Source organism: Dyella sp. (assembly GCF_035685805.1).
In the GTDB taxonomy this organism is placed as follows: Bacteria; Pseudomonadota; Gammaproteobacteria; order Xanthomonadales; family Rhodanobacteraceae; genus Dyella_A.
Genome location: NZ_DASSAB010000019.1, coordinates 1 through 19563, shown reverse-complemented (window position 1 = coordinate 19563; position 19563 = coordinate 1). Strand labels below are relative to the sequence as shown.

The following is a 19563-nucleotide window of genomic DNA, read 5'->3' as shown; positions in this document are numbered from 1 at the left end:
GGGGTGCCGGCGCGGCGTGACAGCCCCGGCCCACTTTGCCACTATCGTGGTTTTCGATAGCGGCGATCCTCGCCGCACAGGGGTTGATCGATGGCAAACCAGAGTTCCATCCGCCGCGACGTGGGGCCGATGGCCCTGATGTTCACCGGGCTCGGCTCGATCATCGGCTCGGGCTGGCTGTTCGGTGCCTGGAACGCAGCCAAGCTGGCCGGCCCCGGCGCGATCTGGGCGTGGGTGCTGGGCGCGGTGATCATCATGTCGATCGCGCTGACCTATGCCGAGCTCGGCGCGATGTTCCCCGAGTCCGGCGGCATGGTGCGTTACGGCCACTACTCGCACGGCTCGCTGGTCGGCTTCGTGGCCGGCTGGGCCAACTGGATCGCGATCGTCTCGGTGATCCCGGTGGAGGCGGAGGCCTCGGTGCAGTACATGGCCGGCTGGAAATGGCAGTGGGCGCAGGATCTCTACCACGTGGTGCCGGGCCAGCATGGCGAGCTCAGCCAGCTGGGTATCGGCATCGCGGCGGTGCTGGTGATCGTCTACTTCATGCTGAACTACTGGAGCGTCAAGCTGTTTGCCAGCTCCAACTCGCTGATCACCCTGATCAAGCTGATCATCCCCGCCGCTACCGGCATTGCGCTGATCGCCAGCGGCTTCCACACCGAGAATTTCTCCGTCGGCATCAACGGTGGCGGCCACACCAACGACTTCGCGGCGATCCTTACCGCGGTGGCCACGGCCGGCATCGTGTTCAGCTTCAACGGCTTCCAGAGTCCGGTGAACCTGGCCGGCGAGGCGCGCAACCCCGGGCGCAGCATTCCGTTCGCGATCATCGGCGCGATCGTGCTGGCCACCATCGTCTACGTGCTGCTGCAGGTGGCCTACCTCGGCTCGGTGCCGCAGGAAATGCTGGCCAAGGCCGGCTGGCACGGCATCAACTTCAGCTCGCCGTTCGCCGAGCTGGCGGTGCTGGTCAACCTCAACTGGCTGGCGATCCTGCTGTACGCCGACGCGTTCGTGAGCCCCAGCGGCACCGGCATGACCTACACCGCCACCACCGCCCGCATGATCTACGGCATGGAACGCAACGGCACGCTGCCGCGCATCTTCGGCACGGTGGATCCGAAGTCGGGCGTGCCGCGCCCGGCGATGTGGCTGAACCTGGTGGTGTCGTTCCTGTTCCTGTTCTTCTTCCGCGGCTGGGATTCGCTGGCCGCGGTGATCTCGGTGGCGACGATCATTTCCTACCTCACCGGCCCGGTCAGCGTGATGACCCTGCGCCGAACCGCGCCGGAGCTGCATCGCCCGTTCCGCCTGGCCGGGCTGCCGGTGATCGCGGCGATTGCGTTCATCATGTCGGCCGAGCTGCTGTACTGGGCCAAGTGGCCGCTGACCGGCGAGATCATCCTGCTGATGGTGGTGGCCCTGCCGGTGTACTTCTACTACCAGGCCAAGCACGGCTGGCAGGATTTCGGCCGCTCGCTCAAGGGCGCGTGGTGGCTGGTGGCCTACCTGATCACGCTGGCCGCGGTGTCCTATGTCGGCAGCGCGAAGTTCGGCGGCCTGGACTACATCCACTACGGCTGGGATCTGGCGCTGGTGGCGGTGATCGGGCTGGTGTTCTTCCTGTGGGGGGTGAAATCGGGCTGGCGCACGCCGTCGATCGAGGCCGAGCGCATGGAGGCCGCCACCCATCCGGACGACCTGCAGATTCCACCGGACGAGGACGAAGCCGAGCGCGTCACCGGCCACCGCTGAGGTCGCGCGACGACAACCGATGAAGCGAAAACGCACGGCTGGGCCGTGCGTTTTCGTTTCCAGCTGTCGAATCGCCGCGATGTGGATCGTCGTCTTGCCACCCACTGACCAAGGAACCTGCCGTGCACGCCACTGACCGCCCCCGCGCCGCCCTCACCCTCGCCTGCGGCATGCTCGCCGCGCTCGCCAGCGCCACCGCCAGCGCCACCGCCAGCGCGACGCCGGTGACCTACACGATCGACCCGGACCACACCTACCCGAGTTTCGAGGCCGACCACATGGGCGGCTTGTCGGTATGGCGCGGCAAGTTCAACACCAGCCGCGGCACGGTGACCCTGGATCGCGCCGCGCAGAGCGGCAGCGTCGACGTCACGGTGGACATGGCGAGCGCGGACTTTGGCCAGGACAAGCTCAATGCGATGGCGCAGGGGCCCGAGCTGTTCGACGCCGGCAAGTGGCCGCAAGCGCATTACGTGGGGCAGCTCGCCGGCTTTCGCGATGGCGCGCCGACCCGGGTGGAGGGCACGCTGACGCTGCACGGGGTCAGCCATCCGCTCACGCTCACCATCGGCAGCTTCAAGTGCATGCCGCATCCGATGTTCAAGCGCGAGGTGTGCGGCGCCGACGCGCTGGCCACGTTCAAGCGCGACGCGTACGGCATGTCCGCCGGCAAGGATTACGGCTTCAACATGGACGTGACGCTGCGGATCCAGGTCGAGGCGATCGAGGCCGCCAGGTGATCGCGGCGCCGCCCCGCGCCGGATCCACTGCCCGCCCTCGCCGGGCGGCGACGATGCAGGGAGATTACCGATGACCGCCCACGCCCCCGCCCGCCGCGACTGGCTGGCCTTCTACGTGCTGTGCATGGGCGTGCTGATGATCGTGCTGGACACCACGATCGTGAATGTGGCGCTGCCCTCGATCAAGGGCGACCTCGGCTTCTCCGAGACTGCGCTGGCGTGGGTAGTCAACGCCTACATGCTCACCTACGGCGGCTTCCTGCTGCTGGCCGGGCGGCTGGGCGATCTGCTCGGTCACCGCCGCGTGTTCCTGATCGGCCTCGCCGCGTTCACGCTGGCCTCGCTGGCCTGCGGGCTGGCGACCGCCCGCGGCGTGCTGGTGATGGCGCGGGCGGCGCAGGGGCTGGGCGGTGCGGTGGTTTCGGCAGTGGCGCTGTCGCTGATCATGGACCTGTTCACCGAGGCCGGCGACCGCGCCCGGGCGATGGGCATCTACGGCTTCGTCAGCGCCGGTGGCGGCAGCATCGGCGTGCTGCTGGGCGGCCTGCTCACCAGCGCCCTGAGCTGGCACTGGATCTTCCTGGTGAACCTGCCGATCGGCGCGGCGGTGGCACTGGCCACGCTGCGACTGGTGCCCGGCACGCGCAAGACGTACGCGGGCCGGCTCGACGTGGCCGGTGCGATCAGCGTGACGCTGGCACTGACCCTGGCGACCTACGCCACCGTCAATGGCAACGAGGCCGGCTGGACCTCGCCGCGCACGCTGGGCGTGCTGGCGGCGGCGCTGGCAATGGCGGCGATCTTCATCGTGGTGGAGATGCGGGTGCGTACCCCGTTGATCCCGCTGGGGCTGTTCCGCCATCGCAATCTCAGCGTGGCCAGCCTGATCGGCGTGCTGTGGTGCGCCGCGATGTTTGCCTGGTTCTTCCTCTCGGCGCTGTACATGCAGCAGGTGCTCGGCTACGACCCGTTCCGGGTGGGGCTGGCCTTCCTGCCCGCGAATCTGGTGATGGCGGCCTGCTCGGTCGGGCTGTCGGCGCGGCTGGTGATGCGCTTCGGCATCCGCCTGCCGCTTGCTGCCGGGCTGACGATCGCGGCGCTGGGGCTGGCGCTGTTCGCGCGCGCGCCGCTGGACGGGCGGTTCGTGGTCGACGTGCTGCCGGCGATGACGCTGCTGGGCCTGGGCGCGGGGATCGCCTTCAATCCGGTGCTGCTGGCCGCCATGGGCGACGTCGCCCCGGATCAGTCGGGGCTGGCCTCGGGCGTGGTCAACACCGCCTTCATGATGGGCGGCGCGCTCGGTCTGGCGGTGCTGGCCAGCCTGGCCGCCGCCAGGACAGGTTCGTTGCAGGCGGCCGGCAGCTCGGCACTGGCCGCGCTCAACGGCGGCTATCACCTGGCATTTCTGGCCGGCGCCTGTGCCGCGGCTGCGGCCGCGCTGTGCGGCGCCGTGCTGTTGCGTCCGCACGCACCGTCAGACGAAGCGGCAGCCGCTGCCGGCCACTAGCGCCGCCGCCCCGATCCCGGGGCGGGGACGGACTCAGTTCAGTGCCAGCACGTCGCCCAGCAGCGCCTGTGCGGTGACCTCCGGACCGGCGCCCGGCCCCTGGATCACCAGCGGCTGGGTGTTGTAGCGGGTGGTGGTGAGCGCGAACTGGTTGTCGGTGCCGTAAAGCCGTGCGGCCGGATGCGTGGCCGGCACTTCGACCAGGCCCACACGGGCGCGGCCCCGCTGGTTGAGGCGGGCGAGGTAGCGCAGCACGTGGCCGCGCTCGCGCGCCTCGGCGGCGCGTGCGGCAAGCGGCGCGTCGAGTTCCTCGAGGCGATCGAGGAAGGCCTCGGTGGACAGCGGGCGGAGCGCCTCGGGCACCAGGCTCTCCACTTCCACCTCGTCGGTGTTGAGCGAGAAGCCGGCGTGGCGGGCGAGGATCAGCAGCTTGCGCGCCACGTCCTCGCCCGAGAGGTCGGAACGGGGATCGGGCTCGGTGTAGCCAAGCCGGCGCGCCTCGCCCAGCAACGCCGAGAACGGCGCGCTGCCGTCGTACTGGTTGAACAGGTACGAGAGCGACCCGGAGAACACGCCCTCCAGCGTGAGCAGGGCATCGCCGCACTGGCGCAGGCGACGCAGGGTGGACAGCACCGGCAGGCCGGCGCCGACGGTGGCCGAATCGCCATAGCGCGCGGCGCCGGCGGTGGCCGCCTGCAGCGCACGCCAGCCGGTGAGTTCGCCACCGGCCAATGCCTTGTTGGCGGTGACCACGTGGTAGCCGCGCTCCAGCCATTCGGTGTGGCGCGCGGCCAGCGACGCATTGGCGGTGGCATCGACGATCACCTTCGTCGCCACGCCGCTGGCATCCAGCGCGGCCAGCAGCGCCGCGTTGTCGCGCGCGTCGCCCTGGCTCCTGAGTTGCTCGCGCAGCCCGCGGCTGGCGAGCTGCGCGGGATCGGTCTGCTGGCGCGTCGAGTTGGCTGCACCGACCAGCCGGATGCGCGCCGCGGCCGGCGTGCACAGCAGCTTGAGCAGGGCGCCACCGACCACACCGGTGCCGAGCAGCACGATGGCGGCGGCCGGGGCTTCGGCGGGCGCCTTGAGCGGGGGCGACACGCCGCTCAGCTTGTCCGCCACCACCGCGTTCATGCGCGCACCTTGCGTTTGGAGGCGCCCACGCCGGCGGCGCGACGCAGGGCAGCGTCGAGATCGCGCAGCAGGTCGTCGCCGTCCTCGATGCCCACCGACAGGCGCAGCAGGGTGTCGGCGATGCCGGCGGTGCGGCGCGCCTCGGGCGCCATCGAGGCGTGGGTCATCGAGGCGGGGTGGGCGATCAGGCTCTCCACGCCGCCGAGCGATTCGGCCAGCGAGAAATACTCCAGCCCGTCGACGAAGGCGGCGATCTCTTCCACCTCGCCATGCAGCTCGAAGCTGAGCATGGCGCCGAAACCCTGCTGCTGGCGGCCGGCCAGCGCGTGGCCGGGATGCTCGGCGAGCCCGGGGTAGTAAACCTTGCGCACGGCGCCGTGGCGGGCCAGGTGCTCGGCCACGCGGGAGGCGTTCTCCTCGTGCTGGCGCAGGCGCACGCCCAGCGTGCGCAGGCCGCGCAGGGTGAGGTAGCTGTCGAACGCGCCGCCGGTGAGACCGTTGCAGTTGCCCCACCACTTGATCTGCTCGGCCAGCTCGCTCGTGCGCGCCACCACCGCGCCGCCGACCACGTCGCTGTGGCCGTTGATGTATTTGGTGGTGGAGTGGACGACGAGATCCGCGCCCAGCGCCAGCGGCTGCTGCAGCGCCGGCGAGAGGAAGGTGTTGTCCACCACCACCAGCGCGCCGACCGCGTGCGCGGCATGGGCCACGTGGCGGATGTCGGTGATGCGCAGCAGCGGGTTGGACGGCGTTTCCACCCATACCAGCGCCGGCTTCTTCGCCAGGCCGGCGGCGAGCGCGGCGGGATCGGTGAGATCGGCGAAGGCGACCGTGAAGCGCCCCTTCTTCGCCCATGCGTCGAGCAAGCGCCAGGTGCCGCCGTAGCAGTCGTGCGCGGCCAGCACGGTGGCGCCGGCGGGCACCAGCTCCAGCGCCAGCGCCACGGCGGACATGCCGCTGGAGGTGATCACCGCGCCGGCGCCCTGCTCCAGGTCGGCCAGCGCCTCGCCGAGCAGGTCTCGGGTGGGGTTGCCGCTGCGCGAGTAGTCGTAGGCGCGCTTGCCGCCCAGGCCCGTGAAGCTGTAGTTGGTCGACAGGTGCAGCGGCGGCACGACGGCGCCGTGCTGGGTGTCCGACTCGATGCCGGCGCGGACGGCGCGGGTGCTGGGGGCGGCGATGGTCATGGCGTATTCGATTCCATAAACGTGAAAGACGAGACGATCAGCAACACAGCGCCTGGCGCAGCAGGGGCGCGAGGCGGTCGGTTTCCTTGAGGAAGCCGTCGTGGCCGTAAGGCGACTCCACCACTTCCAACGTGGCCGGGCCGGCGAGGCGACGCTGCAGTTCGCACAGGTCGGCCAGCGGCACCAGCCGGTCCGACGGGAAGCCGATCAGCGTGGCCGGGGTGGGAACCGACTCGGGCGCCACGTCGTGCAGGTCGATCGACTCGGACAGCGCCAGGAAGCGCTCAGCGTCGAAGCGCTCGACAAAGCGGCGGCCGGCCCGGTCGAGGTAGTCCTCCACCGGGAAGTGGAAGCGGTCTTCACGCAGCTCCGGCGCGGCGGAGAAGCGGCGCGCGAATTCCTCGCTGCCGCGGTAGGTGGTCATGGCCAGCTGGCGCGCCAGGCTCAGCGCCTCGTCCAGCTGCCCGCTGGACTGGCCCAGCCGCACGATGCCGCGCTGCACGCTGCGCAGGGCGGTGGAGATGGGGTGCGCGCGATGCGCGCCGGCCAGCAGCACCAGTCGATCCAGCTGCCACGGATGCGCCTTGGCGAACGCCAGCGCCACCATGGCGCCGTAGGACGAACCGACGAAGGCCGCGATGCGGCCGATGCCCAGCGCGTCGATCAGGGCGCTGATCGCATTGGCCTGGTCGGCGCTGGAGATCGCTGTAGCGTCACCCAGATCGGTCGGGCTCAGCCAGTCGATGGACAGCACGCGGTACTGCTCCAGGTCGATCGCCTTGCCCTCGCCCACCAGCGCCTGCCACCAGCCCGGCTGGGCGGCGCCGTCGGCGGCGATCACGTCGCGGCTGGCCGAGATGCCGCCCTGCACCACCACGGTGGGCGCATCCGGCGCGCCGGCCCACAGGTAGCTCACCTCCACCCCGCAGCGACCGCCGCCGTAGGTGGGCTCGATGCTGACGCGACGGCTGCAGCGCTGCGCGGTGAGCGCGTTGCGCGGCGCCGGCGTGGCAACAGCCAGCTGCGGCTGGGCGGAAGCAATGGGGAGATGGGCAAGCTGGGCGGACATCGGACTCTCCTGTGGCATCGCACCTGCGGAGAGTCGAGGGAGTGGCCCACGGCGGACGCTGCACAGCGCCCGAAGCGACACCCCATCTACCGGTCGCACCCGTGGGCGCTCCGCAGGAGTTGGCACCGTCGCAGGAAACGCTCCTGCAGGTTGCCCCGGCTTCAAAGGGCCTGTCCCTCAGCCGGTCTCGATGAGTGGGTTGCACTTTAGGGGCGCTATCGCACCCGTGTCAACAGACGTCTAGACGTCTATACGCCCATATGCGAAATGGTCATGTATCGGTCGATGCACCTGAAACCTTCACGCCGGCCGCGGACCGTTGGCACCAGGCTGCACGCGCTGCGTCGGCACGGGCCGCCCAAGATCGCCGCCGGCCAGGGGAGCTCGGGCAGTCGCTGAGGCCTGGCCGGCAGGTTCTTGCGGCACCGGCGCACCGTGCGGCCGCTCCGCCGCCCGGCAGGCCAACTGCTACGCTTCGCGCATGCCTCTCCTCCCCGATCTTTCCGCGCTGGACAACCGCCTGCAGCGCGACGGCTTCGCCTTTCTGACCGCCCGCGTGATGGCCGGCCTGCTCGAGGCGCCGACGGCGCTGGCCGACTGGCCCGCCTTCGTCGCCAGCTGGAACGCGCTGGCGCCGGACCGCTACCTCGCCGCGCAGGGGCGTCATCGCCGCCGCCGGCACGCCACCTTTGCCGTGGGCGACGACGGGGTGCTGGTGCGCGCGCCGCACCAGCCGCACTTCCAGAGCCTCACCTACAACCCACTGCAGGGTGACATCCAGCGCTGGTTCGAGCCGATCGAGCCGGCGGTCGCCGACGGCGCCAGCCTGCGCCGCATCCTGGCCTTCTGCCAGGCGCTGTTCGGCGCACTGGCCGGGCACGCGGGTGGCTGGCACGTCGAAGTGCACCAGTTCCGCATTGAGGCGAAGGTCAGCGAGGCGGGCGAGCCGACGCCCGAGGGGGTGCACCGTGACGGCGTCGACTACGTGCTGGTGCTGATGGTGGACCGCCAGAACATCGAAAGCGGCACCACCACCATCCACACCGCCGACGGCACCGAGCTGGGCAGCTTCACCCTGGTCGAACCGCTCGATGCCGCCCTGGTGGACGATGCCCGCGTATTCCACGGCGTCACCCCGGTGACCCCGCTGGACCCGAGCCTGCCGGCGCATCGCGACGTGCTGGTGGTGACGTTCCGGGCCACTCCGGACCGTCCGTGACCACCGACCGCCGCCCCACTCCCGCCGGCGACACCGGGGCTGCAGCCAGCAAGGTGGCGCAAGTGACGCTGGCGTTCTGGATCATGAAGATCTGCGCCACCACTTTGGGCGAGACGGCCGGCGACCAGCTGTCGATGACCATGCACCTGGGCTACGGCGCGAGCACCCTGGTCCTGCTTGCGGCGTTCGCGGTGACCGTGGTGCTGCAGATGGGCGCGCGGCGCTTTCATCCGGCGCTTTACTGGTCGGTCATCCTCACCACCAGCACCGCCGGCACCACGCTGTCGGACTTCATGGATCGCACGCTGCGACTGGGCTACGCCCGCGGCGCCGCCCTGCTCGCCGGGACGCTCGTGGCGGTACTGGTGAGCTGGCGGGCCAGCACCGGATCGTTGTCGGTCGACAGCATCCGCAGCCGTCGGAGCGAAGCGTTCTACTGGGCGGCGATCTTGGTGTCCAACACGCTCGGCACGGCGCTGGGCGACTTCCTTGCAGACGACTCGGGGCTGGGATTCCTGGGCGGCGCGACACTGATCGGCGGCGGCATTGCGCTGACGGCACTGGCATGGCGCATTACCCGCCTCGACCGGGTAGCGCTGTTCTGGTGCGCGTTCGTGCTGACCCGGCCGTTTGGCGCGACGTTTGGCGACCTGCTGACCAAACCGGTCGCTGCGGGCGGGCTGGACCTGGGCACCGCGGCGGCCTCGGTGGTGCTGGCCGTGCCGCTGGTGGCGCTGGTGGCGTGGAGCAGCTGGCGCAGCAGGCGAGCCGAGCCCGCCTAGCTCGGGGCGACAGAGGCGGAAAGTTGCGAGACTGGGCGCTCTCACCTCATGCAGGAACGCCCGTGACCCTGGCCGCCTCCGTCGTCATTGCCATCATCGCCCTCATGCACGGCTGGTTTCTGGTGCTGGAGATGTTCCTGTGGAACCGTCCGTCGGGCCGCAAGGCGTTCGGCCTCACGCCGGAATTCGCCGAGCAGTCAAAGGTGCTGGCCGCCAACCAGGGTCTGTACAACGGCTTCCTCGCCGCCGGGCTCGCCTGGGGCTTGTGGCTGGGCGGCAGCGAAGGGCTGCAAGTGAAGCTGTTCTTCCTCGGCTGCGTGCTGGTGGCCGGGCTGTACGGCGGACTCACCGCCACGCGCAAGGTGCTGTGGATCCAGGCTGCGCCGGCCGCGCTGGGACTGGCGCTGCTGCTGCTCGGCGACACCCCGCCGGCGGCGCCCTGACACGCGGCCGGCACGCAACCGGCTACCATCTGGTGCTATTCCCATCGAAAGGCTGCGGCATGTCCCACGGGTCCACCCATTGCCGGGACGATGCCCCTCGTTCTGCACCCCACCCCGGCGAGCGCCTCGCCTTCAACGGCGACAACAGCTTCCAGCGTGAGCTGCGCCGCCGCGTGGAGGCGGACTTCAGGCAGCGCGACTGTGCCCAGCGCGACAGTGCCGCGATGTATGCCAAGACCGCGGTCATCCTTGCGGTGTTCGCCGCCTCGTACGTGGCACTGGTGTTCTTCGCGCAGGCCTGGTGGCAGGTGCTGCCGCTGACCCTGCTGCTGGGCACGGCGATGGCCGGCATCGGCTTCAACATCATGCACGACGGTGGTCACCAGGCGTATTCGCGGCATCGCTGGGTGAACAAGATCATGGCGTTCACGCTCGACCTGGTCGGCGGCAGCTCCTACATCTGGCAGTGGAAGCACGCGCGCTACCACCACACGTACGTGAACATCGCCCAGCACGACAGCGACATCGACCTGGGCATCCTCGGGCGGCTGTCGCCGGAGCAGCCGCGGCGGCCCTGGCACCGCTTCCAGCACATCTACCTGTGGGTGCTCTACACGGTGACGGCGATCCGCTGGCACCTGTACGGCGACTTCCGCGACATGATCACCGGCCGCATCGGCGAGCGGCCGTTCGACCGGCCGCGCGGGTGGGACCTGGCGCTGTTCGTGCTGGGCAAGCTGGTCTTCTTCACACTGGCCTTCGGGCTGCCGCTGGCTTTCCACCCGGCAGGCACCGTGGTGCTGTTCTACGCGGCGGTCTCGGCGGTCGCGGGTTTCCTGCTGGCGATCGTGTTCCAGCTGGCGCACGTGGTCGAGGAAGCGGATTTCCCGCAGCCCGATGGCGCCAGCGGCCGGGTCGAGACGCCCTGGGCGATCCACCAGCTGCAGACCACGGTGGATTTTGCCCGCGACAACCGCGTGCTCAGCTGGCTGATCGGCGGGCTGAATTTCCAGGTGGAGCATCATTTGTTCGTGCGCATCAGCCACGTGCACTATCCGGCCGTGGCCAGGGTGGTCGAGGCGACCTGCCGCGAGTTCGGCGTGCCCTACCATGCGCACCACACGTTTTTCGCGGGCGTAGCCTCGCACTATCGCTGGCTGCGTCGGCTCGGTGCCGCACCAGCCACAGCGCCGGCGGTCACGGCGGCGGCGCTGGCGGCCGAGCCGCTGACCGCGCCCTGATTGGAGAGGAGGCCGCATGTCCGCTGATCCCCGCGAGGCGGTGGGACGCAAATTCGACCCCGCGCTGATCGAACGCGCCCGGGAACGCAGCTGGCAGGTGCTGGCGGACATCCGCGCCCGCATGCGGCCGGGAATCAACGAGGAACAGGCCAAGGCCATGGCGGCGCAGGTCTTCGCCGAGCATGGGGTGGAGCGCATCTGGCACCCCACGCTGATCCGCATCGGCGCCAACACGGTCAAGACCTGGCGCCAGCGCTCCGACCCGACCGTACGGCTGGGCGAGAACGACAGCTATTTCATCGACCTGGGGCTGGTGTTCGACCGTCACGAGGGCGACGTGGGTGACACGTTCGTGGTGGGCGACGCGCCCCGGCGGCAGGAATGCGCCGACGCAGCCCGCCGCCTGTTCGGTGAGGTCGCCGACGCCTGGCGCAGCCGCGGCCTGAGCGGCCAGGCTCTGTACGGGTTCGCCGGCGAGCGCGCCGCAGCCCTGGGCTGGCGCTTCAACCATGCCACCAAGGGCCACCGGATCGGCGACTACCCGCACTCGGTGCACAAGGGCGGCGCGCTCGACTCGCTGGATGCGAAGCCCAGCGGCGGACGCTGGATCCTGGAGATCCAGATCGCCCACCCCAGCGAGCCGTTCGGCGCGTTCTACGAAGACCTGCTGTCGGCCTGACCGGCTGCCTCGGGCGGCCGCCGCAGCGGCTCGCGGGTAAAGCCGGGGGACGGGCGCGGATGTACCATCACCCGATCAGTGCGGCGGACCCCGGTCCGCTGGCGCCGCGCCGGGACCTGGCGGCGTGCCCGCAGGCGGCACACCGGCCGGCGCGTCGCCACCGGCTGAACGCAGGGCTCTGATTTGTCGCCTTTTCCGGCTATAATCGCCGGTTTGACGCACCTGCGCCCTGTCCAGACGGGAGCGGTGCACGCACCGCCAACGCAAGCGCAAGACATTTCCTGGGGCAGCAGAGCGCTGTCCTGCTCCTGCTTCTCCTAAAACGCACCCTACGGAACTCCGACAGTGGCCAGACAGAAACCCCTCAATCTCTTCCGCAACATCGGCATCATTGCGCACATCGACGCGGGCAAGACCACGACGACCGAGCGCGTGCTGTATTACACCGGCAAGAAGCACCAGATCATCGACGTCCATGACACCAAGGACGGCAAGGGCTCGACCACCACCGATTATCTGGAGCAGGAGCGCAAGCGCGGCATTACCATCCAGTCGGCCGCCGTGTCGACCGAGTGGAAGGGCCACCAGATCAACGTGATCGACACCCCCGGGCACGTGGACTTCACCATCGAGGTGAACCGTTCGCTGCGCGTGCTGGACGGCGCCGTGGTGGTGTTCGACGGCGTGGCCGGCGTGGAGCCGCAGACCGAGACCAACTGGCGCCTGGCCGACCAGTACAACGTGCCGCGCATGTGCTACATCAACAAGATGGACCGCATCGGTGCGAACTTTAAGCACTGCGTGACCGGCATCCGCAACCGCCTGGGCGCCAACGCGCTGCTGTGCCAGATCCCGCTCGGCAGCCATGACGAGTTCATGGGCATGGCCGACCTGATCGCCGGCGTGGGCTACATCTGGCAGGCCGACGACAAGGACAGCCCGTGGGAGACCATCCCGCTGGACCAGATCGCCGACCACCCGAAGGTGAAGGCGCTGTCCTCCTCCGGCGACAAGGAGTGGGTGGCCAACCTGGCAAAGCTGCGCGAGGAAGCGATCGAAGGCGCGGTCGAGATGGACGACGACGCCATGGACGCCTACCTCACCTCGGGCGAGATCCCCTCGCTGGACAAGCTCAAGGCATGCATCCGCAAGGGTTGCGTGGCCGGCAAGCTGGTGCCCGTGTTCTGCGGCTCGTCCTACCGCAACAAGGGCGTGCAGCAGCTGCTGGACGGCGTCATCGACTACATGCCGTACCCGGGCGAGAACGGCGGCATCTCGATGGTGGACGAGGACGGTAACGTCATCGGCGAGCAGGAAGTGACCGACGACGCACCGGCGCGCGCGCTGGCGTTCAAGGTGATCAACGACCAGTTCGGCACCCTCACCTTCTGCCGCATCTACTCCGGCGTGATCAAGAAGGGCGATACGCTGCAGAACGTGACCCGCGGCAAGAAGGAGCGCGTGGGCCGCATCGTGGAAGTGCAGGCCAACGCCACCAAGGAAATCGACGAGGTTCGCGCCGGCGACATCTGCGCCTTCGTCTCGATGAAGGAAACCGAGACCGGTGACTCGCTGAGCGATCCGGCCCATCCGGCCCTGCTCGAGCGCATGCGCTTCCCCGACCCGGTGATCAGCGTGTCGGTCGAGCCGAAGAGCCGCAACGACGTCGACAAGATGTCCACTGCGCTCTACAAGATGGTCAAGGCGGACCCGTCGCTGCGGATGGAAGTGGACAAGGAAACCGGCCAGACCGTGCTCAAGGGCATGGGCGAGCTGCACCTGGAAATCACCATCGACCGCATGCGCACCGAGCTGGGCGTGGACGCGAACATGGGCAAGCCCAAGGTCAGCTTCCGCGAGGCCTTCGGCGGCACCGTCGAGCACACCTACACTCACAAGAAGCAGTCCGGCGGTTCGGGCCAGTTCGCCGAAGTGAAGATGGTGTTCGAGCCGGGTGAGCCGGGTTCGGGCGTGGTGTTCGCCGACGAGATCGTCGGTGGCCGCGTGCCGCGCGAGTACATCCCGGCCGTGCAGCATGCGATCGAGGTGGAGTCCCGCCAGGGCCAGGTCGCCGGTTACGAAGTGCTGGACTTCAAGGCACGCCTGATCGACGGCAAGTACCACGACGTCGACTCGTCGGCACTGGCGTTCGAAATTGCCGCGCGCGCCTGCTTCCGCGAAGCCCAGCGCATGTCCAAGCCGAAGCTGCTCGAGCCGATCATGAATCTCGAAGTGGTCACCGAGTCGGAGTACCTGGGTGACGTGATCGGCGACATCAACCGCCGTCGCGGCAGCATCTCCGACCAGGGCCAGAAGGGTACGTCGGCGTTCGTGCAGGGCTTCGTGCCGCTGTCGGAAATGTTCGGCTACATCAACTTCCTGCGCTCGGCCACCAGCGGCCGCGGCAACTTCACGATGATCTTCGATCATTACGAGGAAGTGCCGGCCAGCATGGTCGACAAGCTGATGGAGAAGGAAGCGAAGTAAGCCTTCGCCTCCGCAGCACGCCGGCCTCGCAGTCGGCGTCTAAGAAAGCCCGGGGAGTGATCCCCGGGCTTTTTTTATGCCGCCACGGTGGCTACCGATGCGCTTCAACGCCCCGCCACGCATACTCAGGCCTCCTGTCAGCCACCCGGGGGAACCGTGATGAATACTGCCCATGCCCTGCGGCACGCACTGATCGCCGCTGCCTGCTGCATTACCCCGGGACTCACGGCGGCCGCTTCGCCTTCCGCGCAGGACCTGCCGCAGACCATGACGATGCTGCGCCACGCGATCGGTGTCCCGACCGTCGCAGGGCGGCACCAGGTGCCGGTGCTGGCGGCCTACTTTGCCGATCAACTGAAGGCTGGCGGCATCCCGGCTAGCGATATAGAGATCATCCCGGTGGGCGAAACCGCCGCACTGGCTGCGCGCTATCGCGGCACGGGAGAGGGCAAGCCGATCCTGCTGTCCGGCCACATGGACGTGGTGGCCGCGAAGCGGGCCGACTGGACGCGCGACCCGTTCTCGCTGGTGGAAGAAGACGGCTATCTCTACGGCCGCGGCACGGCCGACATGAAGACTGCCGCGGTGGTGCTGGTGCAGACACTGATCCGCCTCAAGCGCGAAGGATTCAAGCCGAAGCACGACCTGATCCTGCTGCTGTCCGGCGACGAGGAAACCACCATGGCCAGCACGCGCGAGCTGGCCAGGCGCTTCCACGACGCCGAGTTTCTCTTGAACGCCGACGCCGGCGGCGGCACCCTGGACCCGGCCAGCGGCAAGCCGGTGGTGTACCAGATCCAGGCCGCCGAAAAGACCTATGCGGATTTCCGCATCACCCTCACCTCGCCCGGCGGCCACTCCAGCGAGCCGACCGCCGACAACGCCATCTACCGCCTGGCCAAGGTGATCGACCGCGTGGCGGGCTACGCCTTTCCGCCGATGATCAACGACATCACCCGCGCCTCGCTGCGCGCCACCGGCGCCCACACGCCCGGCGCGCTGGGCAAGGCGATGACGCGCTTTGCCGACCATCCGGATGACGCCGCCGCGGCCGCCACCATCTCCGCCGATCCGGCCTACGTGGGGCAGATCCGCACCACCTGCGTGGCGACCATGCTCGACGGCGGCCACGCGCTCAACGCGCTGCCGCAGAGTGCCAGCGTCAACGTCAATTGCCGCATCTTCCCCGGCACGCCGGTTGCGGCGGTACGCGACACCCTGGTCAAGGTGATCGACGACCGCAGCGCGACCGTGTCCGTGCTGCCGCCCCCGCCGGTGGAAAGCCCCGCCTCGCCGCTGCGCGAGGACGTGATCGCCGCCGTCACCGATGCCGTACACGCACGTTTTCCCGACGTGGAGATCGCCCCCGGCATGTCCGCTGGCGCCTCCGACAGCATGTACTTCCGCAACGCCGGCGTACCCAGCTACGGCGTCGATGCCGCCTTCACCAAGCCTGACGACACCTTTGCCCACGGCCTCAACGAGAAGCTGCCGGCCTCCGAGGTCGAGGCCGGCCTGGCGTTCTGGCATCGGGTGCTGACGCAGCTGGCGAGATAACGAGTTGCCGGCGGGGCTGCGCTGCGCCCACGATCGTCGTCGTCAGACAAGCGGGTGATGGCAACTCCACCATCCAGTGCGGCAGATTCAGCAGACCCCGCCCGTGCATTCGGACAGTCGACGTCTCATGAAACGTGCGCCTCACACGCGCGCTGCATCTGCGTCTGCAGCGCGCCGGGGTTCTCGGAACTGGCATAGATGGTCTCTATCACGCCCAGCAGCCCCGGTCCGAGTGTCTTGGGGCCAAAGCGGGAGATGAAACGACGCTGCGGTACGTGATCGTCGCGCGCCTCCGCCGCCATCTTCACCAGCGCGCCGAAGTTCTCGCACCGCTTGAGCTGCGTCGCCTTCGGGGGCCGGGAGACCCGCGTGGGAATGACGTCCTGATGCACCGCCTGGGCCATGCATGCCCCGCTGGCACCCAACATAGAAGCCAGCACCAACGCGAACCGGTTCCTGATACGCATATCCGTTTCCTCCCGAAGCCGGATTTACCCACGTGTGTCTGGCCGATTCTGCCCCTGGCCGATCCGCAAGGCGTCAAGCGGCGGTCAAATCGCCCGGCCACGCTGCTCGAGCCAACCGGCGGTGTCTCGCGCGACGCCGAGGTCAGGGGCCGTCGCGCCGGCAGGTGAAGAAGCCGTTGAGCGTGAGCCGGCCGGTCTCCGGGTCGTCGGTGAGGCGGTCCGGCGCGTCTATGTCGCCGGAGTGGAGCATGGCTCCGTCATAGAACACCAGCCGGTTCCAGCGCGCGTCCACCTGCCCGATCCGACGGAAGAAGGCGTTGTCACCGGCCATGTAGCCCGGGCGCCAGCCGTACCGTCGTGCAAACACGGCCGGCGGCATGGCCAGCGCATCCGCGAACAGCTGCCGCGTGGCCTGCGCCGTTCCCTTCGGCTCGTAGAAGCTGGTGCCGCCCAGCTGCTTGTCCTCGAACAGGTAGAGCACCGCCGCCTGGATGCTGCGACCGGGTGCGACGTCGAAATCATCGGCATGGCACAGCCACTGGCACGGACGCAGCTGCCGCGGCGGCGTGGTCACCATGGCCAGCCGCGCATGCATGCGCAGCAGCTGCCGCGCAGGGAACCGCGGGCGGATGTGCCGCTCGAAGAATGCGGCGAATGCTGCCTCGAGTTCGTGCGACGCCGGCAGATGAATACCGGGGTAGGCATTGAAGTCGACCGGCCGGAACTGCGCGCGCGCAGCGGATGCCATCGCGACGAGCGCATGCGGGTCGCACAGCGCGTCATCCACCACCACGCAGAACCGCCCGTCCGGGAGGTCGACCCGGGTGATGCACGGTTCGGGCTGGAAGATCGGCAGCAGGGTCACGCGAATCGTCGCCGGCAAGGTGCGTCAACGATAGGTGATACCTGCACGCACCGGTATCGCATGCGCCCGGTCCGGTGGACGAGCGCGTCAGGAGACGCTTGATCTCGCCCAGCCTGACCGCCCATCTCCACGCATCTTGCCCAAACCCGCCGCCGCACCGTCGCCTTGTCGGCCAGCCTGACGCGGGCAGGATCACACTGCCCAGGTGGCGGACACGCTTGCGACGGGCCGTGTCCCGACACGACTTGTGGAGTTCCCCGTCATCTTCATGGCGAAGGGCGGCGCTAGTCTGCCTTTCGGGCAATACGCGCGCTTACGGCGCTGGGCCGGCCGGTTCGCGCGGGGCCCGACCCAGGCTCTGGACACGTCCAGACCGCGCTTCATGGATCACGATGCCCGCCCCAAAAGCCCGGGCCGCGCCTGCCCGGCTGGTTGAACCATGGCGAGGCCCGCAGCACGCAAGGCCCTGTCGCCGGCCCACCCGCACCCAAGGAAGGAAGATCAGGAATGACCCCAACGTCCACCACCAAGCGGCCCCTGGCACTCACCGTGCTGTGCCTTTACCTGTCCGTGTCCTGCCTTTGGGCAGTCGCGATCGGATGGTCCCGGCTGCGCCACCCCGAGGTGCCCTCGTTCATCTCCTCGGGGCTGTCGCCGCGGTTCACGACCGCCGCGGGTCTGCTGCTGAACGTGCTGTACCTGGCCACGGCCGGCGGCATGCTGCTGGGACGGCGGAGCGCGCGCACGGCCTTCGTCGCGTTGCTGGTCGTCAACCTGGCCTGGGCACTGATCCTGTCGGCTGGACAGCCCTTGATCCTGTTCGCGATCCGCTTCGGCGGCGTGGCGATTGTGGCGGGATGGGCCGCGTGGGTGCTGAGCCTCCCCGCAGTCAACGTATGGTTCGGCTTGCCCCAGACCGCACCGAAGGCGACGACGGATTAAGCCGCTAATCGCAGCCCGCGGCACGGACCGGACGGGAAAGCGCTGAGCCTTCGCGTTACCATCAGCGGTTGAAATTTCGGCCCAGCATCCATGTCCACGCATCTCGACGAAACCCATCGCCGCCGCACCTTTGCCATCGTCAGCCATCCTGATGCGGGCAAGACCACGCTGACCGAGAAGCTGCTGCTGTTCGGCGGCGCGATCCAGATGGCCGGCTCGGTGAAGGGGCGCAAGGCCGCGCGACACGCCACCTCGGACTGGATGGCGCTGGAGAAGGAGCGCGGCATCTCGGTGACCTCGTCGGTGATGCAGTTCCCGTACGACGGCACCATCGTGAACCTGCTCGACACGCCGGGCCACGCGGATTTTTCCGAGGACACCTATCGCGTGCTCACCGCGGTGGACTCGGCGCTGATGGTGATCGACTGCGCCAAGGGCGTGGAGGAGCGCACGATCAAGCTGATGGAGGTGTGCCGCCTGCGCGACACCCCGATCATGACCTTCATCAACAAGCTCGACCGCGAGGGCCGCTCGCCGATCGAGCTGATGGACGAGGTGGAGTCGGTGCTCGGCATCGCCTGCGCGCCGGTGACCTGGCCGATCGGCATGGGCAAGCGGCTGAAGGGCGTGTACCACCTGGCGCTGGACGAGGTGCACATCTTCGAGGCGGGCAAGAACTTCACGCGGCAGGACTCGACCATCTTCAAGGGCCTGGATGCACCGGGGCTGGAAGAGAAGATCGGTGCGGAGGCGATGCGCGAGCTGCGCGAGGAACTGGAGCTGGTGCAGGGCGCCGCGCCCTCCTTCGATATCGACGAGTACCTGGCCGGCCGGCAGACGCCGGTGTTCTTCGGCTCGGCGGTGAACAATTTCGGCGTGCAGCTGCTGCTGGACTTCTTCGTCGAGCACGCGCCCAGCCCGCGCCCGCGCGCCACCACCACGCGCGAGATCCAGCCGGAGGAGGAGAAGCTGTCCGGCTTCGTGTTCAAGATCCAGGCCAACATGGACCCGGCGCACCGCGACCGCGTCGCGTTCATGCGCGTGTGCTCGGGCACCTACTCGGCCGGCATGAAGATGATCCAGACGCGCACCCACAAGGAAGTGCGCATCGCCAACGCGCTGACCTTCATGGCCTCCGACCGCGAGATCGTCGAGACGGCGTACCCGGGTGACGTGATCGGCCTGCACAACCACGGCACCATCACCATCGGCGACACCTTCACCGAGGGCGAGCTGGTCACCTTCACCGGCATCCCGAACTTCGCGCCCGAGCTGTTCCGCCGCGCGCGGCTGCGCGACCCGCTGAAGATGAAGGCGCTGCAGAAGGGCCTGGCGCAATTGAGCGAGGAGGGCGCCACCCAGGTGCCAAGCCCCTCCTCGATGATGCGGAACAGCACGCCGCGGCAAATGATCTCCTCGCCGATGCCCGCACCCAGACCGAACATCAGCAGGGCCGGTACCCATGGCGCATCCGGGTTGGTACCGGTGACGT

The 19563-nt window shown here is 68.9% G+C and carries 16 protein-coding genes, 2 pseudogenes and 1 riboswitch; of the genes and pseudogenes, 12 read left to right on the top strand and 6 right to left on the bottom strand.

The window, feature by feature from the left end; translation table 11 throughout:
• Positions 1 to 90 precede the first annotated feature (90 nt).
• The 3 genes from VFG40_RS04410 to VFG40_RS04400 all read left to right on the top strand — a co-directional run bounded on the left by VFG40_RS04410 (position 91) and on the right by VFG40_RS04400 (position 4005).
• Entirely contained in the window at positions 91 to 1758 is a 1668-nt protein-coding gene (locus VFG40_RS04410) for an APC family permease (protein WP_324895301.1), read from the top strand.
• A gap of 170 nt (positions 1759 to 1928) precedes the next feature.
• A complete protein-coding gene (locus VFG40_RS04405; protein WP_324895305.1) occupies positions 1929 to 2498 on the top strand; it encodes a YceI family protein in 570 nt (189 codons plus the stop codon).
• A 70-nt stretch (positions 2499 to 2568) separates the two neighbouring features.
• Complete coding sequence (locus VFG40_RS04400) at positions 2569 to 4005, top strand: DHA2 family efflux MFS transporter permease subunit (RefSeq protein ID WP_324895300.1); 1437 nt, start codon at positions 2569 to 2571, stop codon at positions 4003 to 4005.
• A 33-nt stretch (positions 4006 to 4038) separates the two neighbouring features.
• Here VFG40_RS04400 and VFG40_RS04395 read toward each other — a convergent pair whose 3' ends face one another.
• Genes VFG40_RS04395 through metX form a run of 3 tightly spaced genes read right to left on the bottom strand, consistent with a single transcriptional unit; the run spans position 4039 to position 7389 of the window.
• Positions 4039 to 5136: a homoserine dehydrogenase family protein gene (locus tag VFG40_RS04395; protein WP_324895298.1), complete on the bottom strand. Its 1098-nt coding sequence runs from the start codon at positions 5134 to 5136 to the stop codon at positions 4039 to 4041.
• On the bottom strand, positions 5133 to 6320 hold the full coding sequence (metB, locus tag VFG40_RS04390; RefSeq protein WP_324895296.1) for a cystathionine gamma-synthase: 1188 nt from the start codon (positions 6318 to 6320) through the stop codon (positions 5133 to 5135). Before metB ends, VFG40_RS04395 begins: the two co-directional genes overlap by 4 nt.
• 37 nt (positions 6321 to 6357) lie before the next feature.
• The gene (gene metX, locus VFG40_RS04385; RefSeq protein ID WP_324895295.1) at positions 6358 to 7389 is read right to left on the bottom strand and encodes a homoserine O-succinyltransferase MetX; all 1032 of its coding nucleotides are present in this window, start codon (positions 7387 to 7389) and stop codon (positions 6358 to 6360) included.
• Positions 7390 to 7468: 79 nt separating this feature from the next.
• Positions 7469 to 7586, bottom strand: a riboswitch (SAM riboswitch).
• A gap of 284 nt (positions 7587 to 7870) precedes the next feature.
• Between metX and VFG40_RS04380 the strand changes: the two genes are divergently transcribed.
• The 7 genes from VFG40_RS04380 to VFG40_RS04350 all read left to right on the top strand — a co-directional run bounded on the left by VFG40_RS04380 (position 7871) and on the right by VFG40_RS04350 (position 15797).
• A complete protein-coding gene (locus VFG40_RS04380; RefSeq protein ID WP_324895294.1) occupies positions 7871 to 8608 on the top strand; it encodes a 2OG-Fe dioxygenase family protein in 738 nt (245 codons plus the stop codon).
• A complete protein-coding gene (locus VFG40_RS04375; RefSeq protein WP_324895292.1) occupies positions 8605 to 9390 on the top strand; it encodes a COG4705 family protein in 786 nt (261 codons plus the stop codon). The genes VFG40_RS04380 and VFG40_RS04375 overlap by 4 nt, the downstream gene beginning before the upstream one ends.
• Positions 9391 to 9452: 62 nt before the next feature.
• Entirely contained in the window at positions 9453 to 9833 is a 381-nt protein-coding gene (locus VFG40_RS04370) for a DUF1304 domain-containing protein (protein WP_345785965.1), read from the top strand.
• Positions 9834 to 9892: 59 nt separating this feature from the next.
• Positions 9893 to 11074: a fatty acid desaturase family protein gene (locus tag VFG40_RS04365; protein ID WP_324895290.1), complete on the top strand. Its 1182-nt coding sequence runs from the start codon at positions 9893 to 9895 to the stop codon at positions 11072 to 11074.
• A gap of 16 nt (positions 11075 to 11090) precedes the next feature.
• Positions 11091 to 11753, top strand: a complete 663-nt coding sequence (locus VFG40_RS04360) for a M24 family metallopeptidase (RefSeq protein ID WP_324895288.1) — start codon at positions 11091 to 11093, stop codon at positions 11751 to 11753.
• A gap of 345 nt (positions 11754 to 12098) precedes the next feature.
• A complete protein-coding gene (gene fusA / locus VFG40_RS04355) occupies positions 12099 to 14240 on the top strand; it encodes an elongation factor G (protein ID WP_324895286.1) in 2142 nt (713 codons plus the stop codon).
• A gap of 159 nt (positions 14241 to 14399) precedes the next feature.
• A complete protein-coding gene (locus tag VFG40_RS04350; protein ID WP_324895284.1) occupies positions 14400 to 15797 on the top strand; it encodes a M20/M25/M40 family metallo-hydrolase in 1398 nt (465 codons plus the stop codon).
• 125 nt (positions 15798 to 15922) lie between these two features.
• Here the strand turns inward: VFG40_RS04350 and VFG40_RS04345 are convergent, their stop codons facing one another.
• Complete coding sequence (locus VFG40_RS04345; RefSeq protein WP_324895282.1) at positions 15923 to 16264, bottom strand: hypothetical protein; 342 nt, start codon at positions 16262 to 16264, stop codon at positions 15923 to 15925.
• Between the two features lie 142 nt (positions 16265 to 16406).
• The gene (locus VFG40_RS04340; protein WP_324895280.1) at positions 16407 to 17129 is read right to left on the bottom strand and encodes a DUF6445 family protein; all 723 of its coding nucleotides are present in this window, start codon (positions 17127 to 17129) and stop codon (positions 16407 to 16409) included.
• A gap of 507 nt (positions 17130 to 17636) precedes the next feature.
• On the opposite strand from VFG40_RS04340, the gene VFG40_RS04335 reads away from it, so the two are divergent.
• The gene (locus VFG40_RS04335) at positions 17637 to 18071 is read left to right on the top strand and encodes a hypothetical protein (RefSeq protein WP_324895278.1); all 435 of its coding nucleotides are present in this window, start codon (positions 17637 to 17639) and stop codon (positions 18069 to 18071) included.
• Positions 18072 to 18161: 90 nt separating this feature from the next.
• A pseudogene (locus VFG40_RS04330) lies at positions 18162 to 19445 on the top strand (peptide chain release factor 3); the annotation flags it as partial.
• A gap of 26 nt (positions 19446 to 19471) precedes the next feature.
• On the opposite strand, the pseudogene VFG40_RS04325 reads toward VFG40_RS04330, so the two are convergent.
• Positions 19472 to 19516 (bottom strand): annotated as a pseudogene (locus tag VFG40_RS04325) (hypothetical protein); the annotation flags it as partial.
• Positions 19517 to 19563 lie beyond the last annotated feature (47 nt).

Coding starts and splice junctions, on each gene's coding strand:
- VFG40_RS04360 (WP_324895288.1), top strand. CDS start 11,091: ATGTCCGCTGATCCCCGCGAGGCGGTGGGACGCAAATTCGACCCCGCG.
- metX (WP_324895295.1), bottom strand. CDS start 7,389: ATGTCCGCCCAGCTTGCCCATCTCCCCATTGCTTCCGCCCAGCCGCAG.
- VFG40_RS04395 (WP_324895298.1), bottom strand. CDS start 5,136: ATGAACGCGGTGGTGGCGGACAAGCTGAGCGGCGTGTCGCCCCCGCTC.
- VFG40_RS04380 (WP_324895294.1), top strand. CDS start 7,871: ATGCCTCTCCTCCCCGATCTTTCCGCGCTGGACAACCGCCTGCAGCGC.
- VFG40_RS04365 (WP_324895290.1), top strand. CDS start 9,893: ATGTCCCACGGGTCCACCCATTGCCGGGACGATGCCCCTCGTTCTGCA.
- VFG40_RS04345 (WP_324895282.1), bottom strand. CDS start 16,264: ATGCGTATCAGGAACCGGTTCGCGTTGGTGCTGGCTTCTATGTTGGGT.
- VFG40_RS04400 (WP_324895300.1), top strand. CDS start 2,569: ATGACCGCCCACGCCCCCGCCCGCCGCGACTGGCTGGCCTTCTACGTG.
- metB (WP_324895296.1), bottom strand. CDS start 6,320: ATGACCATCGCCGCCCCCAGCACCCGCGCCGTCCGCGCCGGCATCGAG.
- VFG40_RS04405 (WP_324895305.1), top strand. CDS start 1,929: ATGCTCGCCGCGCTCGCCAGCGCCACCGCCAGCGCCACCGCCAGCGCG.
- VFG40_RS04410 (WP_324895301.1), top strand. CDS start 91: ATGGCAAACCAGAGTTCCATCCGCCGCGACGTGGGGCCGATGGCCCTG.
- VFG40_RS04350 (WP_324895284.1), top strand. CDS start 14,400: ATGAATACTGCCCATGCCCTGCGGCACGCACTGATCGCCGCTGCCTGC.
- VFG40_RS04335 (WP_324895278.1), top strand. CDS start 17,637: ATGACCCCAACGTCCACCACCAAGCGGCCCCTGGCACTCACCGTGCTG.